Here is a 17,951-nt window from a genome sequence, read left to right as displayed (position 1 = left end):
TACCGGTTGTCCTGGTGTATCAGGATGAATATCCGACGTGTATTATCAACCTCCTTCCCAGCCTGGGTTTTGCTGACCTAAGTTTGGATTTTTCTCAAATTCAGCCTGAGGTACCGGTAGAAGCAGATGTTTGTCTGAGATATTATCCGCCTGGATCTGGGCCATTGCCTGCGGTCCATTGGGCTCGCCTGCAGCTTCGGCTTTTGCCGGCAAAGCTTTGATTTCACTTATAAGTAACCCCCAACGGGCAAGGTCCATTTTTGTATGGTTTTCTCCCACAAGCTCCCATGAGCGTTCCTGGTAGATGGCCTGGCGGAGTTGATCTTTATCTAATCCGGAAAGGTCAGGGAGCCCCGCTCTTTGCCTTACCCTGTTAATGCTTGTTAAAGCTCCCGCGAGGTCGTCGTCTTCGTTAGCGGCTTCAGCATGTACCAGCAGCATATCTGCAAACCTGAACAGGATCATATTGACACCTTGTTTATCAAGTGGATTAGCAGTACGCTGCATTTTTTTCAAATAGATGAATCTGAGCGCTTCCCCTGCATTATTCGTGTCCTGGATGATCGCATCTAACCTGCTATCGGCTGGGTCATAGGTGTCGATGAAGCTTTGCCGCATAACGTAATGCCCAAAACCATTCATCCAGTTTTCCCGGTTAGCCGGATCTTCATCACGCGACCTTGGAGCATACCTGAAACCTCTACTAGTGGTTACAACTTCCTGCTGAAAGTCTACGGTAAAAATAATCTCATTGGAATATTCGTTTTCCTCGGTAAAAACATCGCCATAGTCCGGCAAAAGGCTATGACCTGACTCCGTAATGACATCATCCGCTTCCCGGGCGGCATTTTCCCAATCCTCTTCATACAGATAGGTTTTGGCCAATAGTGATTTGGCGGCCCACCTGGTGGCTCTTACTTTATCAAAGTTACCACTATAGTTATCTGGCAGGAGATCGGCCGCCCGGGTAAGATCAGTGATCACCTGGGCCCGAATAGCCGGGGCAGTAGCTCTTGGCAGATTCGCGATTTCATCAGCATTATCTGTAAGCTCCACAGTCCAAAGAGGCGCACCTCCATATAAGGCAGATAAATAATAATAGGCGAGGGCTCTGTGGAACAAAGCTTCCCCAATGAATTGATCTTTTGCTTCCTGGTCAAGTTGTGACTCTTCCAGCCGGCCTATCGCCTTGTTTGCATCACCTATTATCCTGTATAGTGATTCCCATATATCGGCAAAATCGCCAAATGTAGGAGTGTAATCATAACGAGACTGTGGGATCGTAATTACCCTGTTCGGAGTAACAGCCGGGTCACCGTGCATGGTGATCATTTCGAGGTCCCTGCCAAAAAGGTCACCACTTGACCATCGTGCATAGAGACCGGTGACCGCTGTAAGTGCATCAGCCTCTGTCTGGTAAAAGTTTTCCGGTGATATAAAACCTTCCGGATTTTCTTCAAGTGCGTCGTCACATCCCATCAGGGTTCCCATGACTATGGTAATGATACCTGCTGCTACTTTAATACTATATAATCGTTTCATTTGCTACATTTTTAATTCTGTGATCAAAAACCTACTCTTACTCCAAAGATAAAGGAGCGGTTCTGAGGATAGTCCGTTTGATAAAATCCCCTTTCCAGTGTACTTCTTCCTGCTGTGTTTACATTATTGACTTCGGGATCATACCCCTGAAACTCGTCACTTTTCAAAAGCCAAAGATTGGTTCCGGTAAAATAGACCTGGGCATTTGATAAGACCTGGCTTTTCAAAGGTATATTATAGGCAAGGTTGACAGTTTTTAGCCGCAAAAATGATCCATCGTGTACATCTGCAGTACTGGACAGAATGTTTTGAACAGCATCAGCCCTCGGAATATCTGAAGTGGGGTTTTCCGGGCTCCAGCGATCTACTACAAACTGATAATTATTCGCGCGGGTATCTCCGTAGGCAAAATCATTCCAGACTCTGCCATACAAGTCATTACCGACACTCGTTTGAAAGAAAACATTCAACTGGAAATTCTTATACTGTACGGCCGTATTGAGCCCCCCGAAAAAATCAGGATTAGGGTTGCCGATCACATGAGCGTCATTGGCATCCACGGTGCCGTCATTATTGTAATCACCATATCTCTGATCACCCGGCTGTGCGGTCGGCATTGTTCCTACCTCGTCAATTTCCGCTTGTGATTTCCATGTTCCCAGGTATTCAAGGCCAATGAAGGCACCCAGGGGCTGCCCGGGGATCAGGGCCGACGCCGCATTTTGTTCAGGCAAACCACTTCGTTCAATAATAATTTCTTCTACACCATCATTTAAAAAGACCACTTCATTCTGGAACCTTGAAATATTCAGGCCCAGTTCTACTTTCAGATCCTCTTTCGATACAACAATCGCATTGATCATGAATTCAAACCCCCGGTTTTCAACTATGCCCACGTTTCGCAATTGTGAATCAAAGCCGACCTGGAAAGGTAGCTCTACATCAAGCAACAGGTCTTCAGTGCGTTTGCGGAAGTAATCAAACTCAATGTTTAAAATGCCCTCAAAAAAACCGGCTTCGAGGCCAAGGTCCAGTTGTTCGGTGGTTTCCCATTTCAGGTCGGGGTTAGGTAGTCTTGTTTGGGTCAGCCCAACAAATTCAATACCGCCAAAGCTGGCCGTATTGGTTCCCAGGGCTCCTATGGTCTGGAAGGAGTTGATACCCTGGTTTCCTGAAAATCCATAACTCGCCCTTAATTTCAAATTATCGAATATGTCCAGGGAGCGCATAAATTCCTCATCGCCTATGTTCCATGCTGCTGCTGCCGAAGGAAAAAAGGCATATTTGTCATTGGCGCCAAATTTGGAAGACCCGTCTTGTCTTGCTGTTAATGTAAAAATGTATTTTCCCTTATATATATAATTTATCCTTCCCAGCCATGACACTAATGCGGCTTCGTCCATACCGGAGTTGATCGTCCTTTGGTCGGCGGCAGCCAACTCTACGCTGTTGAAATTGGTAATGTCTGTAAAAAGCTGATCTGCCTGGATATCGGTGCTCTGGCTCTGGTCCTGCTGATAGGTAAAACCTACTACTGCATTGATAGAATGGTCTTGTCCTATATCTTTATCGTAACTTAACGTATGTTCCGTCAGAAAGTCCCGTGACTGTAACTGGGTGATGCGTGCAAAACCGCCGTTATCATTGACGGCCCTGTTGGGCAGTGAGCCCGGCAGAAATATATTGGTCGTCACATTAGAAAGATTGTAATTAAAGGAAGGACGGAAAGTGAAATTTTCCAGGAATGTAATTTTTGCAAACAGACCTCCAAATACACGGTTTCTAATAGTATGGTCCGTCCTTTGTTCAATGTCAGCTACAGGATTACTAAAAAAAGTACCTGTAAAGGAATTCTCCGTGTTTAGTTCACCATTGTCCAGGTAAACTGGATCTGCCGGATTCAGCCTGAGCAATGTATTCAGATTGGTTTTATTGTTTTCACTTCGGGTGAAGCTGACATTAACGGTTGATCCAAGCTCAATAAAATCAGCTGCTTTTTGGTTAACATTGGCCCTGAACTGGTATCTTTTGAAACCGCTCTCTTTAATAACACCTTCCTGATCAAAATAATTGGCCGAAATATAGGCCTGTGTGTTTTTAGTCCCCCCGGAATAGCTGATGGTGGTATTGGTAATCAGCGCACTTTGTGTGGCTACCTCCTGCCAGTTGGTGCCTTCTCCTATCGATGCGGGATCGTCGTAGACAGGATCGTCACCGGCGGCTACGACTGCTTCATTGACCAATTCGGCATATTCCCTGCCGTTCATCATATCAATCAGGGAAGGTATTTCCTGTACGCCGCTGTAATGGTGAATGGTAAAATTATTCGCGTCTGCTTCGCCCTTCTTCGTAGTGACCAACACAACCCCATTGGCTCCTCTGGCGCCATATATGGCTATAGCGGAGGCATCTTTCAGTATTTCTATGGATTCGATGTCTTCCGGGTTGATAGTGGACAGGTTGCCTCCACCAATAAGACCGTCAATTACAAACAAGGGTTCGTTTCCTGCGGTGATGGAGTTCCCACCCCTGATCCTGATGGTGGTGTTTGCGCCGGGAGCTCCACTGGTAGAGGTAACAAATACCCCACTGGCCCGTCCTTGTAATGCCTGATCAAAATTTGGAACCGGCACATTGTTAATATCTTCAGCTTTTATGGTGCTAACGGCTCCTGATAAGTCACTTTTTTGTACCTGGCCATAGCCTATCACGACTACTTCTTCCAGGGACTCAATATTGGGCACCATTTTGACATTTATAACAGACTGGCTGCCCACAATAATTTCTTCGGTAAGGAAGCCTACAAAACTGAATACCAGTACGGTTTCTTCATTAGGGACCTCCAGAGTGTAGTTGCCCTCCACGTCGGTGACCGTACCCGTACTATTTCCTTTTATAAGAATATTCACACCAGGCAGACCTTCTCCGTCAACCGAAGTAACCCTGCCGGTGATCGTTATACTTTGTGTGGCCGGAGCGCTGATATTTTCTGTGACTGAAGGTTTTCGCCGGTTTTTTAACGGGCGCACGTATATATCATTATCGATCCTTTTAAATCCAAGATTTGCCTGTTTCGAAATAGCTCTCAGCACATCTGCTATGGGCTGGTCGCGGGCATTTACAGTGACCCATTTGTTATCCAGGTCGTCAGGATAATAAGAGAAGCGAAATACAGTAGCAGCTTCTATGTCTCTCAGCACATTTGCTAGTACTTTTTCCCGTGCTTCCAGGGAGATGGTTATCTCTTCGAGGCTTTTCACCTGCCCCTTCGTATCACCTGCCGCCAATGTGCCTGCCAGACAACAGTTGACGAGTATAACATTAAAGATTGTCCGAGACATACTGATAAGTTGTCTTGTAGAATTTGAATTCATATTTTTACCTAATTAAATTAAACATGGGGTACTCTGGTCATAGCCGCCTTGCCAGGACTTTGACCGGGTACCTTTTTTTGTGCGGAGCACAGTCCGCCACGTTACCACTTACCTTTTATCCGGAGTCGATGTGATTCATACAATATTTTTTAGAGTGAGAAAACAATTTAAAATGTGATAAGAACTGTTTTGTCTTTTATTTCATAACTGAACTCTGAAGAGAAACCAAGGCCTTCCAGAACAGTCGCCAGGGATTTGTGTTGAAACCTGCCACTGTATGTCTTATCCGTGTCGGGTGGTGTGCCGGTGATCTCAAATTCCACACCATACCATTGTTCCAGTCTTTTTATGATCTCATGAAATGAGATCTCGTCGAAGACCAATATATCGTTTCGCCATCCTGTTACGGTTTCGAGGTCAAAAGAGCTTTTTGAAAGCTCAGTTGTGGAAGGAAGCAAGATGGTTTTTTCCATAACATCCAGGGTTATTTCGTTTTTGTCATTGGCCACTTTTACTTTACCGGTCACAAGAGCTACTTCCACTTCTTCACTTTCCGAAGGTGCATTTACATTGAAAGATGTACCGAATACAGTGGTGGTTACTCTACCGGTGATCACCCTGAAGGGTTTATGCTCATATTCGGCAATGTCAAAAAAGGCTTCCCCTTTCAGATGAACTATTCGTTCATGACCTGATTGATAGTTGGTGAGGATGCTTAACTTTGAAGATGAATTCAGCTTGATAAAGCTGCCGTCTGGCAGTGATACATTCATTTTTTCTCCCTTGCCGGTTACTTTTTGTATGAATTCGGGCCTGGGATTAACGGGTATTTTACCGTCGTTTTCATTGTATATATGCAAAAGAATTACTCCTACTGTAACTATCAGGGTTAAGGAAGCAGCTATGGCCATACGATGCCATGTAGGAGTTTGGGATCGCCCGGAAGATACATGCACATCATCTTTTATAACTTTGCTCATCCAGTGCCACTCTTTTTCAATATCCAGTAAAAGCTCCTGCCTTGTCGGGGTACGATTCCATTCATTCTTTAACAATTCTTTTAAGTCATTGTTTTCCTTATTGCTTACCAGTATTTTCCGGGCCGAAATAATTTCATCTTTGGAGGTATTTCCGTTCAGGTATTTCCTGATCAATGCAAGCTCTTCCTTTTTCATTGGTTTATGGGAAAAAATTTTGTCTCTACTATTTAATTCGCATAAAAAAGCGGCAACCCTTAAAAGGGTGTTAAAAAAATGTTGATTCTCTATTTAAGGAGGTATTGTTTTCGGAGGGTGTGAGGAAAGGGATTGGTAGTAATTATTCCAGCAGGAACAATATTATCAGCATCAATGTATTGGATTGATCCTTCAAGTATTCCCGAAACTGCTGGAGCGCCAGCCTGATATGAGTTTCTACTGTTTTAACGGAAATGTCAAGCCTTTCTGCAATTTCCCTGTGAGATAGATTTTCATCCCGGCTCATCTGGAAGATTCGTTTTCTTTTTTCAGGTAGTCTTTCCAGCATCTTTGTATAGGTGGCCTGTAGTTCACGGCTATTCAGCTCATTGTCAAATGAAAGCAAATATTCCTGATGGGCTTCACCCAGGGGCACTATTCTTGGGCGTGTCTGCTGCTTCCGGATCGCATCTATAGCTGTGAATTTGGTTATTTTGAAGAGTAAGTGGGTAAGAGGTGTCTCCGGGTTAAGCTCCCGCCGTTTATTCCAGATCTTTAAAAACACATCCTGAACTACTTCGCGGGTATCCTCTTCGGAACGGAGAAGCCGGAAAGCGTAGTTAGCAATCTTATGAAAATGAAGTGTATAAAGCTGCCTGAAAGCCTTTTCGTTCCCATTTCTTATTTTTCTGATTAAGTCTTTTTCCCTCACTGCCGAACAATAATACCCTGATAATTAATTATTTAGCCGGTTGCAATGTAACAGAACCGGGAAGCCTCCGGATGTACTGCTATCTGCAGAACTTATCTTAAAAATTAAGAATACTATGTGTAATTGCAAAAGTGTTGAAAATGAAATAGTTGAAAAAGAACATAATGACAAGTGAGGAGCATACCTGACCCAACAGGAAAAGTTGGTTTAACAGGTGGAAGCACTGGAAGTGACTGTGTGGTGAAGCAGCGGTGGGTTGGAGTGATATTCAATAAGTAAAGATCATTTCAAAAGAACGCCGGTGAGTGCTTATAGAAGAACAGGTCATGATTTTGATCCACAACGGACGTCATAAAACATAAAATTATAATTAGCTCTAATCCAGGTAAGTGTCATAGTTCTGGTCTGTCACCACATCAATAGGTAAAAGCTTTTTTGAGGGTAAGGTCTTCTGGAACAGAAGATGCTCAAACAAAAATGTAACTCCGTAGTAAGCCTGCAGAAAAGGGTTCTGGTTGATAAGGAAGTCTATCACTCCGTATTTTAGGAATGAAACATTCTTATCTACCAGGTCATAACCTATGAAAGGGATCTCATTTAAACTTGCTTTTGGTGCCATTTCTATTATTTCATATGCCTTGGAAGTAGAAACAAAAATACCTGCAATGTTATTTTGACTCTTGAGCAATTCTGAGAATGTCCTGGCTTCTTTTGGGTTATGCATATTGACATTGATCGTGTTTAACTCATATTGGGTTTTTGTATTTTCAGTGAAAAAATCCCTGAAACCACGTTCTTTTTCTAACATATGAGAAGAGTTACTTGGATCTTCATCAAGATGAACGATAAGTATCCTGCCTTCCCCGGACCCAATACGATTCACCAGGTCTGCGGCTACTTTACCACTCTTGTAAAGGTCTTGACCAATAAAATATAAAGCGTGTGCGTCTTTCACAAATGAGTTGAACATAGCGTATGGAATCCCTGCATTCTTACATTCCATAAAGAAGTCGAGTGACTCCCGGTAGAACATGGGAGCAATTAAAATACCGTCAGGTGTACTTTTCAGGGCGTCATCGGCCACCTTTTTAAATTCATGGGTGTTATCCGGGTTGTAGCGTCGGATATTCACAGATAACGTGAATTCGTTGAATTCTTTTTGTGCAGCCTTCACACCACTGATTGCCTGTTCCCAAAAGCTATCTCCAGTTTCCCCTGGTATAAGCACTTCCACTGAATGAGCCTTACTTCCTTTGAGAGAACGAGCAATTATATTGGGCTTAAAGTCAATCTCTTGCAGGAAATCCTTCACCTTTTTTCGCGTAGTATCTGAAACTCCATACCTGTCGTGGATCACGCGGTCTACAGTGCCGTGTGAAAGATTGAGGAGCTTGGCGATGTCTTTGATCGTGAGGTTTTTACTCATTCCTTGCTGTGGCTCAATAATAGTATTTTAATGCAATAATAATGAATCTGTCTAATTTTATTTCGTGTTCGAACAAAATTATATCGTTTTCGAACACTATTTATAAAAACACTTGATTGTGAATTAATAATTTTTCACTTTTGAGTAAAAGTATAACACGTTTATTCTCATTTCCAATGGTTTCTATCCTTACTAAAAAAGATGCTTCTTCTACTATGCTGGAAAGACTCCGATTAAGTATAGTAAAAGATAAGATCGAGGCTTGCAGGTATGCTGCAAGCGAGCTGGCTGCCCTGATCAGGCAAAAACAACAGCGCAATGAAATGGCTGTTTTAGGTCTTGCCACAGGCGAAAGCCCCGTGGAGGTGTATCGCGAGCTGATAAGGCTGCATCATGAGGATGGCCTTAGCTTTAAAAACGTGATCACATTCAACCTGGATGAATATTATCCTATGCAAAAAAATTCAGCACTGAGCTATCACCATTTCATGCGGAATCATCTTTTTGACCACATAGACATACCGGAAGAAAGCATCAATATACCTGACGGTGAACTTCCCATTGAGAAGGTTGAAGATTTTTGTAGGTATTATGAGGAAAAAATAGATGCTTGTGGTGGCCTTGATGTACAATTGCTGGGGATCGGGAGAACGGGCCACATTGGTTTCAACGAACCCGGGTCACACCGTGAGTCAGTCACCAGGCTTGTCAAGCTACACCCTATAACCATAATGGATGCAACCAGGGAGTTTTTAAGAGAGGATCTTGTGCCGCGTCGTGCGATCACCATGGGAATAAAGAGCATTTCCAAAGCAAGAAAAGTATTTTTACTGGCCTGGGGAGAAAAAAAGGCTCCTATAGTGCGTGAAGCCGTAGAGGGGCCGGTCTCAGAAGATATTCCAGCCACCTTCTTACAAAATCATGAAAATGTGGAAGTACTGGCAGATGAAGATGCGGCCAGCGACCTTACACGGGTAAGAACGCCTTGGGTAGTTTCCGTAGTTAACTGGACGGATAGTCTGGCAAAAAGCGCTGTAATATGGTTAAGTCAGAAACTTTCTATCCCAATACTAAAGCTTACGGAAGAAGATTACAGGAAAAATGGACTTAACGATCTATTAGCTTATGCCGGCGATGCATTGAAGCTAAATGTCAAAATTTTTGATGCCTTACAACATACCATCACAGGTTGGCCCGGGGGTAAGCCAGGTACCGATGATACCGACAGGCCGGAAAGAGCATCCCCGGCCCGGAAAAGAGTGATCATTTTTAGCCCTCACCCGGATGATGATGTTATTTCGATGGGGGGGACGTACCTGAAACTGGTGGAGCAGGGGCATGATGTGCACGTGGCTTACCAGACCTCCGGGAATATAGCCGTTGCAGATGATGATGTAATTCGTTTTGTGGAGTTTGCCAGGGATATGAATGCGGTAGTCGCTAATACCTCTAACGCTGCTAATGAGAAGTATGGGGAGATCTTAGAATATAGCAAAACTAACAAGACGGACCTTATGGATACCCATTTGATGAGAACCGCTAAGGGGCTGATCAGGAAAGGGGAGGCTACCGCAGCGGCACGTTATGTAGGTACACCAGGCGATCATATTCACTTTCTTAATATGCCATTTTACGAAACCGGTATGGTGAAAAAAGGTGTAATTGGAGATGGGGATCTTGACCTTTTAAAAAACCTGTTAGAAATGGTCAAACCTCACCAGGTTTTTGCTGCCGGAGACCTAAGAGATCCGCACGGTACGCATAAAATATGCTTCGATGCTATTGTGGCAGCACTAAAGCAGTTGAAGGGCGAGTCATGGATTGAAGAATGCTGGCTTTGGATGTACCGAGGTGCATGGCACGAATGGCCGTTAGATGAAATTGAAATGGCGATCCCTTTAAGCCCTTCCGACCTCCAAAAAAAACGTAAGGCTATTTTCAAACACCAGTCGCAGAAAGATACCCCCCTTTTTCCAGGTAACGACCCAAGGGAGTTTTGGCAGCGGACAGAGGATAGAAACCATGAAACTGCGCGAATGTATGATAAATTAGGTTTTACAGAATACGAGGCTATGGAAGCCTTTGTTCGATATAAATTCTAGCCTTTCGGTAGACGGATATTGAAAGAAACAGATAAAAATGAAGCAGCAGAAACAAGAGAATGCGAATAACCCCTCCCTGGTGGTATTAGCCGCAGGAATGGGTAGCCGCTACGGCAGCTTGAAACAGATCGATAAATTCGGTCCCTCAGGAGAAACCATTGTCGATTACACTATTTATGATGCCCTGTTGGCAGGATTCGAGAAGATCGTTTTCGTAATCCGTAAAGATATGGAGGATGATTTCAGGGAGGTATTCGGATTTCTTTATGATCGGGCAAACGTAAAGTATGTTTTCCAAGAGCCGGACACTCTTCCAGAAGGTTTCAGTATTCCCGAGGGCAGAATAAAACCCTGGGGCACTGGTCACGCGGTATGGATGGCGAAACCTTATGTAGATGAGCCCTTTGCCGTGATAAACGCGGATGATTTTTATGGGCGGCAATCCATACATAGCATCTACGCACACCTCTTAAAAATGGACCGGACTAGGCTCAACGCCTGCCTGTTAGGATATGTTCTGAAAAACACCTTGTCTGATCACGGGAGAGTTTCCAGGGGCATCTGTGAGGTGGAGGGCGGAGGGTGGCTCCAGGGGATCATTGAGCGCACGGATATTTATAGAAATGGATCGTCATCGGCTTATTTTGAAGAAAACGGACAGCAATACCCACTAACGGGTAGTGAAATAGTATCCATGAACCTTATGGGTTTTTCACCGCAGGTATTTGAGCTGATCGGCCAGGATTTTCCTGTCTTTCTTAAGAAAAATCATGATAATCTTACATCTGAATATTATATCCCGTCCGTTTTAGAGAACATTCGTTTACAAGGCATATCCATACCCGTGATATTGAGTAACGATGTATGGTTTGGGGTCACTTACCGCCAAGATAAATCAATGGCTGTGAAAAAGATTAATGCTTTGGTTGAAAAAGGCCTATATCCTCGTAAACTCTGGAGCTAAATGGATCTCAAACAAATTATTGACGGCTTTGTCATTGATGGTGTAATTACAGAATGCGAACCATTCGGAACAGGGCATATCAACGACTCCTATCACCTGGTGAATGCTGATCCCAACAAACCAGATTACCTTCTTCAGAAAATTAACCATCATGTTTTTAAGGATGTTCCCGGGTTAATGCAAAACATTAATCAGGTAACTTCCCATATCCGAAAAAAAAGGAGGATGTCAGATGTGAATGATGATAAAGATAGTGTACTCAGTCTTATATACACCCATGACGGTGGACTATTCTATCCTGATGGAGGGTGCTTCTGGCGTGTATTCCGATTTATAAAGAATACGGTCTCATCAGATCATGCAGAAACACCGTCGCAAGCCTATGAGGGGGCCAGGGCATTCGGTAGTTTCTTAACAGATCTGTCTGATTTTCCGGGTAATAAGCTAGCCATTACCATACCTGGATTCCATGATCTTAAATTAAGGCTTGAGCAATTATCACAGGCTGTGCCTACTGCCAATAGAGAAAGGCTGTTGGCGTCGAAAGACTTACTCAGTTTTATACATAACTATGCAGATGACCTATTGGTTTTTCACAAGCTGACGCTTCTGAACCGCATTCCCTCCAGGGTCACTCACAACGACACGAAGTTTAACAATGTACTTCTGACTGCCAACAGAAGGACGGCGTGTGTGATAGACCTGGATACCGTAATGCCCGGAATAGTACATTATGATTTTGGAGACGGGGTGAGGACGGGTGCCGTAGCATGTGAAGAAGATGAGCCAGACCTATCATTGATAGAATTGGACCAGCATCGTTATGAAGCCTTTACAGCAGGGTATCTTGAGACTACCCGTAAAGTACTCACCCCCATAGAGATAGATCACCTGCCTTTGGCGGGAGCTTTTATGGCATTTATAATGGGAGTCCGGTTTATTACGGATTATTTAAATGGTGATATTTACTATAAGATCCAATTTCCCGATCATAATCTGCAAAGAGCTGCTAACCAACTGCACCTGGGTAAGATCATGCTAAAGCGAAAAAAAGACCTCAAAACCATTATCCAATATCATGTTTAAAGTGGAATGTTAAAAGACCTTCAAGGGTGTTCCGTAAATTCCTATGAGCCTTCATGCATTGCATAGTTTTAGTATCTTAACGAATCTCTACCCATAAATTTACCCAGCCTTCAGTAGTTTTTAGTAATATTTCGCGGATTTCACGGGTTGAGAAAGGCCACAGTGCCCTATGCCATCCCTGAGTTTTCTGCCAGTGGTTGTGGTGATCACGATCATCCAGTCTTTCCTGAAGTTCTTCCGTCGATATCATTAATCAATCTATTGTAAAGCAGTTCCAGATCCTTTCGGGTTGCTGGTTGACTTAGATCCTATGTTGTCATAGTATCGTAATTAAATTTGAATGCTAATGAGGGATCATTCCATTACGCATGACAGGTGAATAAAGACAGGGTAATGGTAGTAGGGTAAGGGAAGGTTACGGGAACTTCTGAAAAATTAAACTACCGGCTTACACGGTGTCTACAGGAAAAAAATAAAGAAAAGTGGAAAATAGTTGGAGTGATTGTCTTAGGCTAGGGATTTTGTTTCTTTTGCAGAAAAATGGTGCAGGAGTTAAGGGATTACAATTTGCCATAAAAAATTACCTTTGGTTTATTCAATTTTTTATTCTTTTAACTTCAAAATGCCAATTAATGGCTCCGTAGTTCAATGGATAGAATAGTGGTTTCCTAAACGTTCGTTTTATCAATCTATTTGGAGACCTATCTCTAAAAACCCCCTTAAATCGCTAAATTAAGCTTTTCTTTTGGAGCGATTGTTGACTTAAATTCAATAATTGTGAATTCTGTTCACTAATTGTTCACTAATTTTTGACCTTTACATCATGAACGTAAGCATCAATTTTGAATGTCGACCGGGTTACGTTTCAAAAAACGGGACTATCCCTCTTACATTGAGGATTACCCTGAATCGTAAGAATAACTACCTGAATTTGGGTAGGAAGATTAGTGTCGACCAATATGATCCCAAGCTAAAACGAATTAAGCCTGGCACGAAAGGTTATACACAGATCAATTCATTCATCAGAAGACAGGAAGTTAAAGTCGACAACATTATTGATGAACTGGAGAGAACCGATCAGGCGATCACGTTCAAAAAGATCAAGGATGTTTACAGAGGGATTACCGGTAAAATTCAGACGAATGATTTTTACGAGTATGTAGAAGGTGAATTGGAAAGAGAAAAGGAGGAGACTCAAATCAAAGAATCAACACTCAGGGGTTATCGAAATCAAATTGATATTCTCAAAGGCTTCCAAAGCAAACTTACGATCCATGAAATTGATGAGGAGTTTTTGGGGAAACTCAAAAAGTACCTCATGCCAAAATATGCAGCGAACACTCAATATCATGTGTTCTCTTTTTTGAGGAAGTATACCCTTCGACTGCATAAATCCGGAGAGATCAAGAAATATCCATTTACCAATTTCACCGTTGGCCAACCAGAGCTAGTAGAAGTGAGTTACCTCGAGCCGGAAGAAATCACCAAGCTTCATGACCTTTACGATAGCAAGGAGCTCCTTCGACATATCAAAAAGGCGACTAGTAAGCATGCTCAGGATTTTCATATTGGTGCAAGATATCAGAGTACGCTTCAGCAAGCCTTAGTAGCCTGTTATTGTGGATTAAGGCATTCTGATGTTAAGACACTTCGGAAGGAGCACATTCAGAACGGTTACATCGTTAAAGCGATGGAGAAGGATCGCTTGGGCAAAAAGAAAACGGTAAGAATACCGATTAAGGCTCGACTGCTTTCGTTATTAAACCTCGATGAAAAATCGGACCTATTGTTTGAACAGCCCGTTCAGGAAAATGGAACAACTAACAATTACTTAAAAGAAATATTGAAAATTGCCGGTATTGATAAGCACGTGACTTTTCATGGGTTCAGACATACTTTCGCAATTAACTCCCTTCTTTTAGGATTAAAAATCGAGGTAGTCAGCGATATTCTAGGTCACTCTGAATTAACCACAACCCAGCGTTATGCGAGAGTAGTTGATCGGCTTAGAGAGAAGGAAATGGATAAGTGGGATAGTTTTAACGATTTAAGAACTCTTGATGGTCAACGTCAAGAGCTTATTTCTAAAATTAACCAACTGGATGAATCTCAAATTGAGAATTTACTAGGACAGGTTGATGAACTTCTCTTAGGAAAATCAAAATAATTGAAAGTCAAGTAAGTCATTACTTGAGAAGATTGGTAAACTTCTTTGCGATCTCTAAAGTTCAAGGACTACAGACCAATATAGCCACTTCTGCTTAACAACCGAGTTGATATCATGACACCTTAACTCGTATTTAAGTATTTACTAAAATACTGAACCTTTTTCTTGACTTAACGTTTTAGTAATTACTAAAATATTAAAATATGAGCAGTGCATGTATAAGAGTATTGGCAGACCCAGTTCAGATCAAAGAATGTAAAGAAACCCTAAACAGATTGGATGCAGACCTTGCTCTCACCACTCAGATCTTCAACCTTTCTGGAAATGCCGCAAGGCTTAAGATTCTACTTCTTCTCTACAAAGAAGGAAAGATGTGTCCTTGTGATTTGAGTGATATACTGGACATTTCAGTAGGTGGTATCTCTCAGCACTTAAGAAAACTAAAAGATGGCAAGCTCGTCAAGGATAAGAAAGTTGGCCAAACAGTATTTTATTCTCTAGTTAATGAGAATATCGAAATCCTTAAACCTGTATTGGAGAATCTTTCAAAAGAGAATCAAAAAGAATCAGTATCATGAGTACTTCAAACATTTCATCAAAAAGTGCTAGTGCTGGACTATTCGCTGCAATTGTAGCCTCATTGTGTTGTATCACGCCCGTGTTTTCATTGCTTGCCGGTATTGGAGGAATAGCGGCCACTTTTTCGTGGATGGAGCCATTCAGGCCATATCTCATTGTATTGACAATTGGCATTTTAGGGTTTACCTGGTATCAAAAGTTAAAGCCTCGTACTGCCGAGGAGGTAGCCTGTGCCTGCGATGAAAACCAAAAGCCTTCATTTTGGCAATCAAAGAAATTCTTAGGACTTATTACTGCCTTTGCAGTATTGATGCTCGTTTTCCCCAGCTATTCACACATGTTTTATTCCAATGAAGGAAATCCAAGCACATCACTTGTTTTCGAGCAAGACACCACAAAAACAAACAAGATCATACTTGAAATAAAAGGGATGACATGTGCAGGTTGTGAAAGCCATATCGAGCATGAAGTTGGATTGCTCAAAGGAGTAAAATCAGTGGATGCTATCTACTCTGCCGGTTCAGCTACTATTGAGTATTCACCTACTGAACTTGAAGAGAAGGTGATTATAGAAGCCATCAATAAAACAGGTTATACTGTAATACTCAATGCAAAAGACCAGTAACATGGAGAAAGAAGTAGTTTTAGAATCCACGATCACTTGTCCAAACTGTGGATATCAAAAAGAGGAAACCATGCCCACTGATGCATGCCAGTACTTTTATGAGTGTGAAAAATGTCAAGAAGTACTGAAACCAAAACAAGGTGATTGTTGTGTGTATTGTTCTTACGGAACCAACGCTTGTCCCCCCATTCAGCAGAAAGGAAAAAATTGTTGTTAATAAAATGAGTGTTACCCTGTATATAAAAAATATGGTTTGCCCTCGGTGTATTGATACAGTGAAGGACATTTTCGATAATCTGGGTATAGAAACCACATCTATTGAACTGGGAGAAGTCAATACACCAGTAAATATCACCGGAGATCAGAAAACACAGTTAGAAAAATTACTGGCGGCACGAGGCTTTGAATTACTTCAGGATCAAAAATCAAAACTGATTGGTCAGATTAAAGCAATCATTATCGATCAAATCCATCACAACAAAGAAGCTTTAAATGTGAACTTCTCGACCCTAATATCAGATAAACTGAACCAAGAGTATTCATCCCTGAGTAGGCTCTTTTCATCTGTTGAAGGTATAACTATCGAGCGATTTATCTTGAAACAAAAAATAGAACGAGTTAAAGAATTGATCTTTTATAATGAATTGACACTATCAGAAATCTCCCATCAAATGGACTATAGTAGTGTAGCTCATCTATCTGCTCAGTTCAAAAAAGAAACTGGCATGACACCAACAGCATTTAAGCAAATGAGGAATTCGGGTCGACAATCCCTGGACCAGCTGTAATCAAAATCTCGTAAACCATTTGCGAAATTGTGTAACATCAACAAGTACCTCTCTAGTCATCTTTGTATTGTGACAATTAATACGACAATAAGATGACCAAAGAATATACCGTTACAGGAATGACTTGCAATGGCTGTTTAGCTAAAGTGAAAAGAACGATTAATGGAATTGAAGAGATACAAGAAGCTACGATACAGTTGGAATATCCTCAGGCAAAGATCACTGCTAATGAATCTTTAAACCTGAAGGATATCAATCAGGCACTCAAGAAAGTCGGTAACTATACTATTTCGGAAGAATACCAGGAGACTATACAAGCTCCGCTTCCAGAGATTAAAAAACAAGAATCACTTGCCGAAAAGTCCATCACTACTTACAAACCATTGATCCTCATTGTAGGCTTTATAGCTGCAGTAACAGCTTTGAGCCAATACCCATTTAGCGACTTTTCAGGAATGCTTTGGATGCGCCATTTTATGGCAGGATTCTTCATTGTCTTTGCTTTTTTCAAGCTGCTAAATCTTCAAGGATTTGCCAACTCCTACCGCATGTACGATATAGTAGCTGCCAAATGGAAAACCTGGGGTTACGTCTATCCATTCTTAGAATTAGCTCTTGGAATACTCTACTTAATCAATTTAGAACCGTTTTACACCAATATAATAACTATTATCGTCTTAGGTGTAAGTAGTATCGGAGTGATCAAAAGCAATCTGGACAAGAAAAAAATCAAATGTGCCTGCCTGGGTGAAGTATTCAATTTACCCATGAGTACAGTTACCATTGTAGAGGATCTATCCATGGTTTCTATGGCTGCCGTTATGCTTGTTTTCATCTAGGTAATTACAAAATTCTATAACCATTTCTCAAAATTCTGTAAATCCTTCTCTCTGATAATTTCGTATCTTTGGTATAAGTGAAAAAAATTCTATCCATATCATTAGCACTGATTCTGCTTTCTAGCAACATGGGGTTTGCAGTAGCAACCCATTATTGCGGTGGTCTAGCAGTAGAATCGAAGGTGGTATTAGGTCATGAAGCATTGGATTGTGGAATGGCCAATATGGATAAGGATTGTAAAACTCCTCCGCTGGAAGGCATGCATCTAAGCAAAAAGCCTTGCTGTGAAAATAAGTATCAATCTATTGATACTGAAGATGACTTCAAACCAACCATTGCTCAAAGTATGGTCAATGTTGAGTTTGTAGCAGCATTCATTGTTACTTTCCTTCACTTACCCATTTCTTCCACTAACGAAGAGCCACAATACGCGAATTATTCGCCCCCTCTGATTGATCAGGACATATCGGTCTTGCATCAAGTATTCCTAATATAGGATCGCATAATATGATTTCTGAAACCCTGCATGCCTGCCGGGTCAATAGGCTATTTGCCTTTTTGAACGAATTTA

The 17,951-nt window shown here is 41.9% G+C and carries 15 protein-coding genes; 10 read left to right on the top strand and 5 right to left on the bottom strand.

Annotation, left to right across the window (positions count from 1 at the left end):
- Positions 1–45 precede the first annotated feature (45 nt).
- The 5 genes from FNH22_RS26820 to FNH22_RS26800 form a co-directional block, all read right to left on the bottom strand.
- The gene (locus FNH22_RS26820; RefSeq protein ID WP_143401602.1) at positions 46–1,542 is read right to left on the bottom strand and encodes a RagB/SusD family nutrient uptake outer membrane protein; all 1,497 of its coding nucleotides are present in this window, start codon (positions 1,540–1,542) and stop codon (positions 46–48) included.
- Between the two features lie 23 nt (positions 1,543–1,565).
- A complete protein-coding gene (locus tag FNH22_RS26815; RefSeq protein WP_185154430.1) occupies positions 1,566–4,883 on the bottom strand; it encodes a TonB-dependent receptor in 3,318 nt (1,105 codons plus the stop codon).
- Positions 4,884–5,083: 200 nt separating this feature from the next.
- Complete coding sequence (locus FNH22_RS26810) at positions 5,084–6,091, bottom strand: FecR family protein (protein WP_143401600.1); 1,008 nt, start codon at positions 6,089–6,091, stop codon at positions 5,084–5,086.
- Positions 6,092–6,233: 142 nt separating this feature from the next.
- Positions 6,234–6,803 carry an RNA polymerase sigma factor gene (locus FNH22_RS26805; protein ID WP_143401599.1) on the bottom strand — a complete coding sequence of 190 codons (570 nt, stop codon included), beginning with the start codon at positions 6,801–6,803 and terminating at the stop codon, positions 6,234–6,236.
- Positions 6,804–7,179: 376 nt separating this feature from the next.
- Complete coding sequence (locus FNH22_RS26800; RefSeq protein ID WP_143401598.1) at positions 7,180–8,229, bottom strand: substrate-binding domain-containing protein; 1,050 nt, start codon at positions 8,227–8,229, stop codon at positions 7,180–7,182.
- Between the two features lie 140 nt (positions 8,230–8,369).
- On the opposite strand from FNH22_RS26800, the gene nagB reads away from it, so the two are divergent.
- From nagB to FNH22_RS26750, 10 genes are all read left to right on the top strand, one after another.
- On the top strand, positions 8,370–10,331 hold the full coding sequence (gene nagB, locus FNH22_RS26795; RefSeq protein WP_255518167.1) for a glucosamine-6-phosphate deaminase: 1,962 nt from the start codon (positions 8,370–8,372) through the stop codon (positions 10,329–10,331).
- A gap of 37 nt (positions 10,332–10,368) precedes the next feature.
- Entirely contained in the window at positions 10,369–11,295 is a 927-nt protein-coding gene (locus tag FNH22_RS26790; RefSeq protein ID WP_143401597.1) for a nucleotidyltransferase, read from the top strand.
- Complete coding sequence (locus FNH22_RS26785) at positions 11,296–12,381, top strand: phosphotransferase enzyme family protein (protein ID WP_143401596.1); 1,086 nt, start codon at positions 11,296–11,298, stop codon at positions 12,379–12,381. It begins immediately after the preceding gene.
- 823 nt (positions 12,382–13,204) lie between these two features.
- Complete coding sequence (locus FNH22_RS26780; protein WP_143401595.1) at positions 13,205–14,548, top strand: site-specific integrase; 1,344 nt, start codon at positions 13,205–13,207, stop codon at positions 14,546–14,548.
- Positions 14,549–14,751: 203 nt separating this feature from the next.
- Complete coding sequence (locus FNH22_RS26775; RefSeq protein ID WP_143401594.1) at positions 14,752–15,126, top strand: metalloregulator ArsR/SmtB family transcription factor; 375 nt, start codon at positions 14,752–14,754, stop codon at positions 15,124–15,126.
- On the top strand, positions 15,123–15,752 hold the full coding sequence (gene merTP / locus FNH22_RS26770) for a mercuric transport protein MerTP (RefSeq protein WP_143401593.1): 630 nt from the start codon (positions 15,123–15,125) through the stop codon (positions 15,750–15,752). Before FNH22_RS26775 ends, merTP begins: the two co-directional genes overlap by 4 nt.
- A gap of 1 nt (position 15,753) precedes the next feature.
- Positions 15,754–15,969 carry a GDCCVxC domain-containing (seleno)protein gene (locus FNH22_RS32745; RefSeq protein WP_143401592.1) on the top strand — a complete coding sequence of 72 codons (216 nt, stop codon included), beginning with the start codon at positions 15,754–15,756 and terminating at the stop codon, positions 15,967–15,969.
- 4 nt (positions 15,970–15,973) lie between these two features.
- On the top strand, positions 15,974–16,540 hold the full coding sequence (locus tag FNH22_RS26760; RefSeq protein ID WP_143401591.1) for an AraC family transcriptional regulator: 567 nt from the start codon (positions 15,974–15,976) through the stop codon (positions 16,538–16,540).
- Between the two features lie 92 nt (positions 16,541–16,632).
- Entirely contained in the window at positions 16,633–17,379 is a 747-nt protein-coding gene (locus tag FNH22_RS26755; protein ID WP_143401590.1) for a heavy-metal-associated domain-containing protein, read from the top strand.
- A 128-nt stretch (positions 17,380–17,507) separates the two neighbouring features.
- Positions 17,508–17,876 carry a hypothetical protein gene (locus FNH22_RS26750; RefSeq protein ID WP_255518166.1) on the top strand — a complete coding sequence of 123 codons (369 nt, stop codon included), beginning with the start codon at positions 17,508–17,510 and terminating at the stop codon, positions 17,874–17,876.
- Positions 17,877–17,951: the final 75 nt, after the last annotated feature.

This window comes from Fulvivirga sp. M361 (genome assembly GCF_007097395.1).
Classification (GTDB): domain Bacteria; phylum Bacteroidota; class Bacteroidia; order Cytophagales; family Cyclobacteriaceae; genus Fulvivirga.
The sequence above is the reverse complement of the archived record's forward strand: the minus strand, read 5'-3'. Positions and strand labels throughout refer to the sequence as shown.

Coding starts and splice junctions, on each gene's coding strand:
- FNH22_RS26820 (WP_143401602.1), bottom strand. CDS start 1,542: ATGAAACGATTATATAGTATTAAAGTAGCAGCAGGTATCATTACCATA.
- FNH22_RS26815 (WP_185154430.1), bottom strand. CDS start 4,883: ATGTCTCGGACAATCTTTAATGTTATACTCGTCAACTGTTGTCTGGCA.
- FNH22_RS26810 (WP_143401600.1), bottom strand. CDS start 6,091: ATGAAAAAGGAAGAGCTTGCATTGATCAGGAAATACCTGAACGGAAAT.
- FNH22_RS26800 (WP_143401598.1), bottom strand. CDS start 8,229: ATGAGTAAAAACCTCACGATCAAAGACATCGCCAAGCTCCTCAATCTT.
- FNH22_RS26790 (WP_143401597.1), top strand. CDS start 10,369: ATGAAGCAGCAGAAACAAGAGAATGCGAATAACCCCTCCCTGGTGGTA.
- FNH22_RS26785 (WP_143401596.1), top strand. CDS start 11,296: ATGGATCTCAAACAAATTATTGACGGCTTTGTCATTGATGGTGTAATT.
- FNH22_RS26780 (WP_143401595.1), top strand. CDS start 13,205: ATGAACGTAAGCATCAATTTTGAATGTCGACCGGGTTACGTTTCAAAA.
- FNH22_RS26775 (WP_143401594.1), top strand. CDS start 14,752: ATGAGCAGTGCATGTATAAGAGTATTGGCAGACCCAGTTCAGATCAAA.
- merTP (WP_143401593.1), top strand. CDS start 15,123: ATGAGTACTTCAAACATTTCATCAAAAAGTGCTAGTGCTGGACTATTC.
- FNH22_RS32745 (WP_143401592.1), top strand. CDS start 15,754: ATGGAGAAAGAAGTAGTTTTAGAATCCACGATCACTTGTCCAAACTGT.
- FNH22_RS26760 (WP_143401591.1), top strand. CDS start 15,974: ATGAGTGTTACCCTGTATATAAAAAATATGGTTTGCCCTCGGTGTATT.
- FNH22_RS26755 (WP_143401590.1), top strand. CDS start 16,633: ATGACCAAAGAATATACCGTTACAGGAATGACTTGCAATGGCTGTTTA.
- FNH22_RS26750 (WP_255518166.1), top strand. CDS start 17,508: ATGGGGTTTGCAGTAGCAACCCATTATTGCGGTGGTCTAGCAGTAGAA.